At 57.8% G+C, this 12,502-nt stretch carries 12 protein-coding genes; 4 read left to right on the top strand and 8 right to left on the bottom strand.

What is annotated here, in order from left to right:
* The first annotated feature begins 8 nt into the window (after positions 1–8).
* A complete protein-coding gene (locus tag ACK3EW_RS16935) occupies positions 9–815 on the top strand; it encodes an ABC transporter substrate-binding protein (protein WP_493807085.1) in 807 nt (268 codons plus the stop codon).
* A 4-nt stretch (positions 816–819) separates the two neighbouring features.
* Here ACK3EW_RS16935 and ACK3EW_RS16930 read toward each other — a convergent pair whose 3' ends face one another.
* Together ACK3EW_RS16930 and ACK3EW_RS16925 are read right to left on the bottom strand one after the other, a co-directional pair.
* A complete protein-coding gene (locus ACK3EW_RS16930) occupies positions 820–1,695 on the bottom strand; it encodes a glucosamine kinase nucleotide-binding domain-containing protein (protein ID WP_493807084.1) in 876 nt (291 codons plus the stop codon).
* A gap of 92 nt (positions 1,696–1,787) precedes the next feature.
* Positions 1,788–3,161 carry an aspartate aminotransferase family protein gene (locus ACK3EW_RS16925; protein WP_493807083.1) on the bottom strand — a complete coding sequence of 458 codons (1,374 nt, stop codon included), beginning with the start codon at positions 3,159–3,161 and terminating at the stop codon, positions 1,788–1,790.
* Between the two features lie 155 nt (positions 3,162–3,316).
* On the opposite strand from ACK3EW_RS16925, the gene ACK3EW_RS16920 reads away from it, so the two are divergent.
* From ACK3EW_RS16920 to ACK3EW_RS16910, 3 genes are read left to right on the top strand one after another with little or no spacing between them, the layout of a single operon-like run.
* The gene (locus tag ACK3EW_RS16920; RefSeq protein WP_493807082.1) at positions 3,317–4,501 is read left to right on the top strand and encodes a M24 family metallopeptidase; all 1,185 of its coding nucleotides are present in this window, start codon (positions 3,317–3,319) and stop codon (positions 4,499–4,501) included.
* Positions 4,502–4,505: 4 nt separating this feature from the next.
* Positions 4,506–5,666, top strand: coding sequence for an acetylornithine deacetylase (gene argE, locus ACK3EW_RS16915; protein WP_493807081.1), 1,161 nt, complete (start codon positions 4,506–4,508; stop codon positions 5,664–5,666).
* Positions 5,659–6,354, top strand: a complete 696-nt coding sequence (locus tag ACK3EW_RS16910; RefSeq protein WP_493807080.1) for a GntR family transcriptional regulator — start codon at positions 5,659–5,661, stop codon at positions 6,352–6,354. The genes argE and ACK3EW_RS16910 overlap by 8 nt, the downstream gene beginning before the upstream one ends.
* A 6-nt stretch (positions 6,355–6,360) precedes the next feature.
* Here the strand turns inward: ACK3EW_RS16910 and ACK3EW_RS16905 are convergent, their stop codons facing one another.
* From ACK3EW_RS16905 to ACK3EW_RS16880, 6 genes are all read right to left on the bottom strand, one after another.
* Complete coding sequence (locus tag ACK3EW_RS16905; protein WP_493807079.1) at positions 6,361–7,374, bottom strand: AbrB family transcriptional regulator; 1,014 nt, start codon at positions 7,372–7,374, stop codon at positions 6,361–6,363.
* A gap of 7 nt (positions 7,375–7,381) precedes the next feature.
* Complete coding sequence (locus ACK3EW_RS16900) at positions 7,382–8,161, bottom strand: citryl-CoA lyase (protein ID WP_493807078.1); 780 nt, start codon at positions 8,159–8,161, stop codon at positions 7,382–7,384.
* Positions 8,158–9,366, bottom strand: a complete 1,209-nt coding sequence (locus ACK3EW_RS16895) for a CaiB/BaiF CoA transferase family protein (RefSeq protein WP_493807077.1) — start codon at positions 9,364–9,366, stop codon at positions 8,158–8,160. The genes ACK3EW_RS16900 and ACK3EW_RS16895 overlap by 4 nt, the downstream gene beginning before the upstream one ends.
* Positions 9,356–10,879 (bottom strand): tripartite tricarboxylate transporter permease, encoded by a 1,524-nt coding sequence (locus ACK3EW_RS16890; RefSeq protein WP_439120394.1) that lies wholly within the window; start codon positions 10,877–10,879, stop codon positions 9,356–9,358. Before ACK3EW_RS16890 ends, ACK3EW_RS16895 begins: the two co-directional genes overlap by 11 nt.
* A gap of 12 nt (positions 10,880–10,891) precedes the next feature.
* Complete coding sequence (locus ACK3EW_RS16885) at positions 10,892–11,383, bottom strand: tripartite tricarboxylate transporter TctB family protein (RefSeq protein ID WP_493807076.1); 492 nt, start codon at positions 11,381–11,383, stop codon at positions 10,892–10,894.
* Between the two features lie 116 nt (positions 11,384–11,499).
* The gene (locus ACK3EW_RS16880) at positions 11,500–12,486 is read right to left on the bottom strand and encodes a tripartite tricarboxylate transporter substrate binding protein (protein WP_493807075.1); all 987 of its coding nucleotides are present in this window, start codon (positions 12,484–12,486) and stop codon (positions 11,500–11,502) included.
* Between the last annotated feature and the right edge of the window lie 16 nt (positions 12,487–12,502).

Raw genomic sequence — 12,502 nt, 5'->3', positions numbered from 1 at the left:
GCCGGTTGATGGCGCTTCTCAGCTGTGCGTTGGTCCCTCTAGGGGCCAGCGCAACCGATCTGCCGCGCGTGGTGTCGGTTAATGTCTGTACCGATCAGCTTGTCATGCTTCTGGCAGACCCTGACCAAATCTTGTCATTAAGCGATCTTTCAGATGATCCACGCAACTCGGTCATGGCCGAACGCGCCGCGCAATTTGCCAAGAACAATACGCAGGCTGAAACGATTGCTTTGCAAAACCCCGATATCGTTGTAGCCGGAGAGTACAGTGACCCGTCCATGCTTGCTTTGCTGCGGTCGATTGACATCGAGGTGGAGCAGTTCGCGATCACCCGGTCGCTGCGGGATATCCCCGGTGACATTCGTCGAATGGGCAAAGTTCTGGGCCAGGCTGATCGAGGCGAACAAATGGCCTTGGATTTGGAGCAGGACCTAGCAGCTTTTCCCGAGGCGCTCGGCGATCAACCAGTTGCAGCCTTCTTTCTGCCGAATGGTTTTTCCCTTGGGGCAGGTACTTTGAGCCATGACATCTTGACGGCTGCCGGGGTGCGGAATCTGTCTGATGAGCTTGGTCTTGTTGGCAACGGCACGCTCACATTGGAACAGGTGATCCTGAACCAACCGGATGCTCTGATCAGGTCGCAACCCTTTTCGGGTTTTTCGCTTTCGGAAGAAATGCTGACGCATCCCGCGTTGGAGGGGTTCCCAGCTTTGAAAACCTCTGTCGATTGGGTATGCGGCACACCGTTCGTGATGAACGCGATTGCCTCGGTTCGTGAACAGGCCTCCGCATTGAACCGATCCGCCAACGACTGACTGGTCAGGTGGCTGCACGCTTCCACGCCAATCGGATGGCTCCGTCAAGAGCAGTTCCCAAAGGTTCGGCCACTCTGGCTTGGTGGCGTTCATTGAGCCAAGGCGCGTAAAGAGGGGCAAGGCCTCCGACAAGGCAAACTCCCTCACCATCGATCAAACCAGCAGTGTCCAGACACAGGTCCAAGTATTCCGCCGCCTTCCGGATCATGTCACACGCGTGAGGATCGCCTTGGGATGCGGCGTCGAAGATGTTTGGTGCAAATGCTGCATAGTCTGCAGGTGCCGCTTTTTGCGCGAACGCAATCATGCGATTTGCATCCAATTCAAATGTTTGCAGAACGTCTTCGATGAAGGGCGATGGTGTTGCCAAACCATCGGTTACGAGCGCGCAGCGTTGCAACGCCAGCCGACCAAGCCATGCGCCTGATGCCTGATCCCCCAGGTGAAGGCCCCAGCCGCCAATCGACCGGACGCTGTCCCCTCGTTTAATGGCGACGAAAGATCCTGTTCCCACGCCAACCAGAGCCCCATCTTGGCTCCCAAATGCGCCGATGGCCGAGGTCAGTTGATCGTTGCTGATGCGGCAGTTCTTAAGTGGCAGACGCGCCGCACAGGATTGAGCATCTTCATGAGTGACAATTCCTGCCAAACCCAAATGAGCAGGCGCCTCTTTCACTCTGTCGAATGATACGCCAGCCAAAGATGTCACCTCGGTCAGCGCGGTCAGGATATGAGCGACCGTTCCGTCCGGATCGCTCGTGTAATTTGCCGAACCAGAATGCGCCGTGGCCAAAACTGTCCCATCCGGCGCGCCAAGAGCAGCGCGGCAGCCGCTGCCGCCACCATCCAGTCCGATTGCAAATTCCAAGCGATCTGTCATGGCTTAGGGTCTAGCACGACCGGCATGATCCAGCGCAATCGAAAATCCGCCGGGCGTATCTCCCGGCGGCATTGGGCGAAGGGTTGATTTGATCAGCCCAGAACGGCTTTGACCGCGCGGACCGTGCCCGCGACGACTTGGTCTGCTTCGGACTTGGTCAAGCAGAACGGCGGAGCAAACCCAAGGATGTCTCCCTGCGGCATAGCGCGCGCGATGATCTTGTCCTGCTCGAGCAGTTTGGCCGAGATCTGTGGGCCGATTTTGTCCGCGGCATCAAAGAAAACGCGACTGTCTTTGTCCCTTACAAATTCTACCGCGCAGATCATGCCGTCGCCGCGCACGTCGCCGACATTTCGGTGATCAGCCAGAGCTTCGCGCATCGTTGCATTGAGATATGCGCCTACGTTGCCTGCATTCGATACCAGGTTCAGATCGTCCAGCAATTTGAGGTTCGCAACACCTGCCGCAGCACCGATGGGGTGCGCGGAATAGGTCCAGCCATGTCCAATCGGTCCGTTTTCGTCGGTGCCTTGTTCCAACACGCTCCAGACCTTGTCCGAGACAATAGAGCCGGACAGCGGCGCATAAGCAGAGGTCAGCCCCTTGGCGATGGTAATGATATCGGGTTTGATCCCGTAATGCTCGGAGCCGAACATTGTGCCCAAGCGACCAAAGCCGGTGACCACCTCATCCGCAATCAAGAGGATGTCATGCTTGTTCAGCACGTCTTGGATCGCCTTCCAATAGCCTGCCGGGGGCGGGACGATGCCGCCAGTTCCCAGCATGGGTTCTCCGATGAACGCACCGATGGTGTCGGCCCCTTCGCGAGCGATTAGGTTTTCGAGATCCGCGGCACATTGGGCGACGAATTCGGCTTCGGTTTGGTTCAGGTCTTCGCGCCGATAGTAATAGGGTGCGGTGGTGTGGATCACCTGCTCGATCGGCAGATCGAATTTCTTGTGAAACAGCTCGAGCCCGGTTAGCGACCCGGTGACAAGACCCGATCCGTGATATCCACGCCAGCGCGAGATGATCTTTTTCTTCTGCGGGCGTCCAAGGATGTTGTTGTAATACCAGACCAGTTTGACATTTGTCTCGTTCGCATCCGATCCGCCAAGACCGAAATAGACCTTGGACATATGGTCTGGCGCGCGGTCGAGTATCATTTTCGCCAAGGTGATCGACGCCTCGGTGCCGTGGCCGACATAGGAATGGTAATAAGCCAGTTCCCGCGCCTGTTCTGCAATGGCCTCGGCAATCTCCTGACGGCCATAGCCGACGTTGACGCAATAAAGCCCGGCGAACGCATCCAGCAGCTTGTTGCCGTCCCGATCTTCGATGAACACACCCGATGCCGTTTTGATCACGCGACTGGGGCTTTCGCCGCGAGCATGTTGCGCAAGGTGGGTGGACGGGTGGAAGAAGTTATCTCGATCCCACTGATCAAGTTGGTCATTCCGAAGCATGTCGTTTTCCAGTCATTAAAGGTGACAAATCGTTGTGCACATCAGTCGATGATTTCGGATGGTGTCAAGAAATCACGTGCTGATTCTGTGCGCCATTCGACAGTATTCCTGCCGAGTTGTGCACATCTTACGATAAATTTGGCTGAGGACCAACCATGCCCGAGGGAAATGCCCCGTTTAGTCAAACTGAATACGACCGCCGTATAGCGCTGACACGTACCGCGATGAGCGAAGCCGGACTGGACGCCCTGTTCGTCACCGACCCGTCCAACCAAGCTTGGCTGACAGGGTATGACGGTTGGTCGTTCTACGTGCACCAAGGCGTTCTTCTGCGCATGGAAGGCGAACCGATGTGGTGGGGGCGGTTCATGGACTCGATGGGCGCCTTGCGTACCTGCTGGATGTCAGAGGACAATATCTTTGGCTACGCCGACAGCTACGTGCAATCGACAGTGCGCCATCCAATGCAAGAGCTCGCGGCACGTTTGAAAGACATGGGTCTGGAATCAGCCAAGATCGGCGTCGAGATGGAGAACTACTACTACTCGGCCAAAGCGCATCAGGTGTTTGTGACGGAAATGCCCAACGCCACGTTTGCCGACGCCACCGCGCTGGTGAACTGGCAGCGGCTGATCAAGTCGCATGAAGAGATCGCCTTTATCCGAAAAGCAGCACGTATTTCGGAGCGCGTGATCGAAACCGCCATCGACCGTGCGGCTCCGGGGGTGCGTAAAAATGATGTGGTGGCCGATATCATGCATGCCGGGATCACAGGTGTGGACGACATTTGGGGCGACTATCCGGCGATCGTACCGCTGACGCCATCTGGACTTGATGCGACGGCTGCGCACCTGACGTGGAACGGCGATCCGATGCGCGAAGGTGAAGCGACGTTTTTTGAACTCTCCGGTTGTTACCGCCGCTATCACGCACCTTTGTGCCGAACTGTTTTTCTGGGGACACCGCCGAAAGAGATGCTTGATGCCGAAGCGGCCCAGATCGAAGGGATCGAAGCTGCGCTCAATGCGGCGCGCGCTGGCAACCGAACCCGCGATATCGCGCAAGCACTTGTCGACGTTCTGCAGAATCACGGCATCTATCGCGAAGGCCGCTGTGGTTATCCGATCGGCCTGAGTTACCCGCCCGATTGGGGCGAACGTACCGCATCCCTCCGTGTCGAGGATGAAACCATTTTGCAGCCCGGCATGACCTTCCACTTTATGCCGGCGCTCTGGATGGATACTTGGGGACTCGAGACAACCGAAACCATTCTTATCACCGACAGCGGCCCCGCCGAAGCCTTGTGCAACGTGGAGCGAAAGCTGTTCGTCAAGGACTGACGCCGTGGACCACTTGCAGCGCACAACCGAAATTCTTGGTGATTTAATTGCCTACCCGACCATTTCGGCTGACAGCAATTTCGACATGATCCTGCACATGGCGGGGCTTCTTGAAGATGCGGGCGCGCGATGCGAGGTGATGTCGTCGCCTTGCGGGACCAAAGCCAACCTGTTCGCCACGCTTGGGCCGGATCGCAACGGCGGCATCCTCCTGTCCGGCCACAGCGATGTGGTGCCCGTGGCAGATCAGGCGTGGACGCGTGACCCGTTTCAAATGGAAGCGGCTGACGGACGCCTTTACGGGCGCGGCACATGTGACATGAAAGGCTTTATTGCGGCTACATTGGCAATGGCGCCCTATTTTGCGGATCGCGTTGTGGACAGGCCGGTTCATTTCGCTTTCACTTATGACGAAGAAGTCGGCTGTCTTGGAGCGCGGCAGCTTGCCGAAACCATGGCCGAGCGCGAATGGACGCCGGGGGTGGCGATTATTGGCGAACCGACTGAGATGCGGATTATCGACGGCCATAAGGGCTGCAACGAATACACAACGCATTTCAATGGTCTGGCCGGGCATGGATCATTGCCGGATTACGGGGTCAACGCTGTTGAATATGCGGTCCGCTATGTGAACCATCTCTTGGGTCTAAAGGAAGACTTGCGCGCCCGAGCACCGAAGAATTCTCCTTTCGACCCGCCTTGGACTACGGTCAATGTGGGGGCATTGGTCGGCGGCGTTGCGCATAACGTAATCGCGCCATCTGCGCAGGTCGATTGGGAAATGCGTCCGGTTCAGCCGGGCGATGCCGAGTTCGTCAAAGACAGTCTAAGGCAGTATTGCGAAACCGAGCTTCTTCCCCGCATGCGCGCTGTTCATCCGGGCGCGTACATCACCACCGATGTGATCGGCGAGGTGGTTGGCCTGATCCCAACAGATGAAAATGAAGCTCGCCGCATCGTGTCGGAATTGACCGGTGCGAACAACAGCGATGTCGTGGCCTTCGGCACCGAGGCTGGTCTATTTCAGGCGCTTGGCACGGATGTCGTGGTCTGCGGCCCGGGGTCGATCGAACAGGCGCACAAGGCAGATGAGTTCATCGCCATCGAACAGTTGAGCCAATGCATCGGTATGCTGGAACGATTGGGAGACAGGCTGGATGGCTGATGGGGCGTCAGACGGCGGGATGACAGTCAAGGATCGTCACGCCGCACTGCACGAAACCCTGCGGCAACGCATCTGTCTTTTGGACTACCCCCCGGCGACGCACCTGTCCGAGATCGCTTTGGCTCAGGAATTCGGGACCAGCCGTACCCCGGTGCGCCGTGTGCTTGCGCGGTTGGAGGAAGAGGGTCTGGTACAGTCCGTGCACGGGGTGGGGACCATCGTCACGGACGCCGACATTACAGAGCTTGAACAGGCTTACAGGTTACGCGTCGAGTTGACGGCGTTGACCGGGACGCTTGATCCAGTGATGCCGGGCGACGCGTTCTTTAAGCGCTTGCAAGCTTTGATCGACCGCGCGTTTGAGATGGGGGTGTCAGGCACACCACGAAGCTTTACCGAACTGGATATGGATGTGTTTCAGACCCTGCTGGAGCTTACGGCCAATGACCCGCTGCGAAAGGTTCTGGAGCGTTTGTATTATCAAACCAAACGCCTTTGGCTGGTTCGTGCGATCAAGGCAGAACTGGATTTGGAGGATGAGTACCGCATTTTCCGGCACGAACTTGAAGCGATTCAGATCGCTTTGCAGTCCGGCGACCTCGGCGCTGTCGCGCAGATTCAGCGTGCGCATATCTCTATGAGCTTCAATCGCTTGGTCAGGCGGCGGAACGAAGACGCAACAGGGTGACCGTGATCAATCACGCCTGTAGCGCAGCGCGAAAATTGGCAGCAGTATTCCCAGAACGGTCAACCGGAACACATGGTGCGCGGCCACAAGTGCAGGTTCCAGACCGGTTTCAATGGCAAGCGCCGCCATGACTTCGACCCCGCCCGGCGCAAAGGCAAGGAACAATGCGGCTGGCGGAAATCCAATTAGCCGTGAAGCGATATAGGCACCGATTGTGGCGATGATGCAGCCGACGACAGTACTCAGCAGCCCTGCAACGAATGCGCTTTTCAACAGCGAGCGATCAACGCCACCGAACCGTGTGCCGATCAAAGCGCCCATGCCAACGAAGGCCGCCATGGTCATCCAGTTGGGCGCGACGCCTGACACAAGCCCGGTCCCATGCGTGATCGCCGATACGGCCATTGCTCCGATCAACAACGGTGCCGGAACAGCCAAACGTTTCAGACCGAGGCCGACAGCCAAGGCCAGCAGCAGGACAAGCACAAGGTCGACCGCCGAACTGGTCCCTTGCCCGGCAAATGTTGCTGTTCCAGTAATCCCCCAAAGGGAAATCAGGACCGGCACCATCAGCGTCAGCAAGAAAACCCGAACTGTTTGGATCAGCACGACCTGTGGAACGTCTGCTTTCAGATCAGCGGCAAGACCAAGCGTGAAGGTTAAGTGACCCGGTGCAGCCGACAGGAAGGCTGTCACAGGACGATGACCGAAAAGCAGCCGCAGGCAAAGTGGCACCACCACCATGATTGCGATCAGTGTCAGTGTCAGAACCATCAAGGACAACGGCCATGTCATCGCGGCGGAAATAACATCGGGCGTCACGGTGCTTCCGATTTGGGCGCCAATCACAATGAAGATGATATCGCAAAGCCGTGGTGGGATCTGGGTGCGTACGCCCAACAACGTCGCAGCGGCAACGGTTGTGGCCGGCCCGGTCACGGCAGCGGCTGGAAATCCAACGAGATAAAACAGAATTGCCCCCCCAGCACCGATCAAAAGCGTCGGAATGACTGGGGGCACCTGCCTGCTAAACGCCTTCATAAGTCCATCGGTACTCCGGTGGCGTCGGTCCCTTGTTGCGGCCACCCTGCTCCATTTGTTCCCATGCGTGGGCGAGGATACCCACCGAGCGCGACAATCCGAAAAAGCCGCGTGCAAGTGGTGCGGGGCAACCCAATTCTGCGTAGATAACGGCCGTCGCACCGTCGATGTTCATCGGAACAGGTTTGCCGCGTTCCTCGGCGAGGCGGGTTTCAATGGCGCGCCCGATCTGGGCATAGACACCGGAAACGGCTCCGACCTTTGCTGCATCGTCGACCAAACCAAGCAAGCGTGGTGCACGGGGATCGACCGGTTTGTGGAACCTGTGTCCGAAACCCGGAATGAAACGGCCATGCTTTTCGCGCCAATCGTCAAGACAGGTCACAAGTTTGTCCAATCCAGCAGTCTCGATCTCGCGGTATAGCCCGACAGCCTGTTCCCCGGCGCCTCCATGCACATCGCCAAGCATATTGAGCCCGGTCGCCATGGCCGATTGCAGGCCGATCCCGCAGGTCGACGCCATGCGCGCAGCCGCAATGGAAGGCGCTTGAGGGCCGTGATCTACTGCGGAAACCAAAGCGGCCTCGAACAGATCGGCGCGCGGTCCCGAGATATCTTCTCCGACGACCATCAACCAGATCATGCGGGCAAACCCGGTGTTGCCGATCAGTTCCTGAACCGGCTGACCGCGCAGGTGGATGCGTCCCGGCTCCATGTCGATGATCTTTGTGCGCCACCAGTCCGATACGTCGGTGTTTGTTGTCAAATCACGCCCTCCTTGCGCAACGTTTCAATCTGTATCCGACTGTAGCCAAGGTTTTCCAAGATGCTTGTTGTGTCCTGACCCAATTTGGGCGGCGGCGTTGAGACAGTGGGCCGGGTTCCGTCGAACATTGCGCCGACGGACACGACGTCCACTGGGCGGTCAACACCCGGAACAGAAACAAACCGAGTGATGAAGTCGCGATTAGTGATTTGCGCGGTGGCGAGCGCTTCAGGCACCGACAAAACCGCCCCTGCAGGAACGCCAATGCTGTTCAGCTCTTCGGCCCAATCCCGCGCAGACCGGGTCGTCAAAACCGTTTCGAGTTCCGCCTTCAGTCGCAGTCTGTTGGTCTTGCGCTCCTCACGTGTCAGGAACACGTCTTTGGACAGTAGGTCTTCGCGTCCAAGGTGACGCGCAAGAGCGGCCCATTGTTCATCCTTGTTGGCGGCAATATTGATCAACCCATCTGAGCATTGAAACGCGCCGGATGGTGCGGATGTGGGGTTCTCGTTTCCTTGTGCGCTGGGCGCGACGCCGCCGATCAGATGGTTGGACACGACCCATCCCATCGTCGCTAGAACTGATTCAAGCATGGATACGTCAATATATGCGCCTCGTGGCGTTGCGTTCAGTGCAGAGCAGATCGCCATAGCTGCGGTCAATCCGCCGATGGTGTCTGCGAGCGGATAGCCCACGCGCAGAGGTGCGCTTCGTGCGTCGCCGGTGATCGACATTACACCTGACACACCTTGAATAATTTGGTCATAAGCAGGCCGGTCAGCCCAAGGTCCGGTTTGGCCAAAGCCGGAGATGGCGCAATAGACCAGGTTCGGGTTGATCTGCTTCAAGGTGTCATAGCAAAGGCTCAAACGCTCCATGACACCGGGTCGATAATTCTCGACCAGTACATCCGCACCTTGCACGAGTTGCTTAAGGACATCCTTGCCACGCGGGTCTTTCAGGTTGAGCGTCAACGAAGACTTGCCAGCGTTCTGTGCCAGAAAGCTGATCCCCATACCCGCCGCAGACAGATCGGGATCAGAACCAAGGTTTCTGGCAAGATCGCCTTTCCCGACAGCCTCGACCTTGATCACATCTGCGCCGAGATGGGCAAGTTGATGGCAGGCGAAAGGGCCTGCCAAGACATTTGTCAGATCAAGGACGCGGACCCCATTGAGGGGTCCGGTCTTTGTGTCAGTCGCCATCTGCCACGCCTTCGGCCCGCTTGCGCGCCCGGTAGCCGCGATAGCTTGGCAACACCACAAGGATCAAAGCCAATACAAGCAGGCCAAGCGTCATCGGCCGTTCAAGGATGAAGTCGAACCCACGGTAAAGCTGCATTGCCCTTGCAAAGTTGTTCTCGAGCATCGTGCCAAGAATGAACCCGATCAGCAACGGAGCAAGTGGGAAGTCTGCGAACCGGAGGATCGTAGCCACGACACCGAACCCGACAAGGATCAGAAGTTCCGTCGAATTGTTCTGACCCAAATAGCTGCCCATCAGGGTGAAGAACAGGATGAACGGGATCAGGAACGTGCGTGGGATGGTCAGGATCTTGGCGATGTAGGGAATCAAAGGTAGGTTGAGGATCAACAGCACCAGATTGCCCAGATACATTGAGATGATGACCGCCCAGAACACTTCGGGTGTGTCTGTCATCAGGCGCGGGCCCGGTGTAACGTTCAGCGCCAGCAGAGCGCCAAGCAGAATTGCCGTCGTTCCCGATCCGGGGATGCCCAAGGTCAACAAAGGCACGAACGATCCCGTACAAGCGGCATTGTTGGCGGTTTCAGGAGCAGCCAGCCCCTTGATCGACCCTTTGCCGAACTCTTCTTGTTCCGCGCCCTTGGCGATGTTGCGTTCGACGGCATAGCCAAGGAAGGATGCGATAGTGGCCCCTGCGCCGGGCAATACTCCGATGAAAAACCCCTGTAGCGACTGGCGCCCGATCACAGGCGCTATGGTGCGCGCTTCTTCTTTGGTGATCCGCATATTGGTAATCTTGCCACTACCGTCACTAGACCCACTCGCTGCGCGCGCCGGATTCATGACCAGAAACAAGGCCTCCGGAAGAGCGAACATCGCCATGGCCAGCGTGATGAAAGAGAAGCCTGATTGCAGCTCCATCATTCCGAAGGTGAAGCGTGGTGTGTTCGACAGCGCTCCTTCGCCGACGGTGCCCAGCATCAGGCCCAACAGGGTCATCATCAGGGCCTTGGCGACCTGTCCGGTCCCAGCAAACGCCGCGATTGCAGAGAGGCCGACCACCATCAAGGCGAAATATTCCGCCGAATGGAACAGCAGAGCGACCGAGGACAGTGCCGGGGCAAAAATCATCAACAAGATCGCGCCAATAGTGCCGCCCGCGAAGCTGGCGATGGCGGCGATGGTCAGGGCCTTTCCGGCCTGTCCCTTGCGCGCCATGGGATAGCCGTCAAAGCTCGTTGCGACTGTACCTGCGACCCCCGGCGCATTGAGCAGGATTGAAGAGGTCGATCCACCGAAGATCGCTCCGTAATATACTCCAGACAAAAGGATCAGCGCGGCCGTTGGATCGCCTATGCCAATGGCAACCGGGATCATGATTGCGATGATCGACATAGGCCCAAGACCTGGCAACATGCCGATCAATGTGCCGATCACGCAGCCCATCACAACCATGATAAGGTTGAACGGAGTAACCGCCGCCGACAATCCGATTAGAATTCCTTCAAGCATCTTTTCGGCCCCCTACATGAACATGAAGGGCCAAGGGCGCAGGAAAATTCCCAGCACTTCTTGGACCAGATACCAGATCGACCCAGCGGCGATGACCGTAACGGGGATCAGGATGTGAAAACGACGTTCGCCAAGAATGACTGCGCCAAGAACGAGAAACGCGACGGTGGAACCGACGAAACCTAAAGGTCTAAGGGTCAGGGCGTAGGCAACCATGAGAACCAGAAGTGCTACGGCTTGACCCACGTGATAGTCGCCAAGACGGTTGAGATCGATGGCGCCATCCTTGGCCGGAGCGCCGTCTGCCGGGGGTTTCGATGTGAACAAGACGACCAGTCCAATGAACAATCCCAGAACGGTCAGAATTTTCGGGAAAGTTGATGGCCATACCGGGTTGCGTTGCAGGATTGGCGGTAGTTGGTCATCCATTGTGAAAAAGGCCGCATAGCCGTAGATGCAACACAAGGCGATAAAGGCCAAAGCGATCCAGCGATCGAGCGCCATGTCTCAACCCTCCAAGTTGTTTTTGTGAAGTCATGCGCGGCGGATGCCCTGCGCCAGCCGAACCGGCTGGGCATCCGCCTTGAAACAAGCGCGGTCCAGTGGGACCACGACAAGGTTTAGAGGAACCCGAGGTCCCGCATCAGATCACCGATCTGCTTTTCCTGACCTTCGAGGAAGGTCTTGAACTCGTCACCCGGACGGAAAATGTTGACCAGACCCATGCGCGCACGGACTTCTTCCCACTCGGGGGTTTCCATCATCGCGGCCAGCATGTCTTGGTAAGCGGTCAGCTTGTCTTCGGGAAGACCGGGGGCTGCAAAGAAACCACGCCAGTTGACGAACTGTGCGTCGATGCCTTGCTCGGCAAAGCTGGGTGCATCCTGGAACGCGGGTACGCGATCAGGCGCGGTCACGCCAAGAATGCGCACTTCTCCCTGTTCAGCCAATGCAACCGCTTCAGAAAAACCGGTCGAGAGCGCGTCGATTTCACCGGACAGCAGACCTGCCATCGCTTCGCCGCCAGCGTCATAGCCGATATAGTTGAACGCGGTGGGGTCTTCGCCCGCTGCCTGCATCACGATTGCTGCAACAAGGTGATCCATACCGCCCGGAACCGAACCGCCGCCGATGGCGAAGTCAGCCGCGTTTTCACGGTACGATGCCAGGGCATCCTCCATCGAGTTGATGGGACTGTCTGCGGACACGACCAAGGCCGCATAGTCGCCGACGGTGCCTGCAACCAGTGTCAGATCGCGGAAGCTTTGCGAGATCTCGCCAGTCAGGGCGCGGATCACGATCGGGGTCGAGTTGACCATCAGCGTGCCTTCGCTGCTGGCCGCGTTTTCGATCAGGTTGCCGATTGCAACACCGCCGCCGCCGCCTGACATGTTTTCATAGGTTGCCGTCCCGACGAGACCGGAATTCATAAGGGCTTCGCCCGTTCCGCGCGCAGTGCCGTCCCAACCGCCGCCGGCACCGCCGGGAATCAGGAAATGCACGGATTCCATTTTCTGGTGCCCGCCAGCATATGCGATGCCCGACACGGCAACAGTTGCAGTGGCCGCAGCAATAAGCGCACGGCGTGACCACTCAAGAGTGTTCATTGGTTATCCTCCCATT

Source organism: Marivita sp. NO-S04, assembly GCF_059070475.1.
Note: the sequence above shows the minus strand (reverse complement) of the source record. Positions and strands in the feature narration are given on the sequence as shown.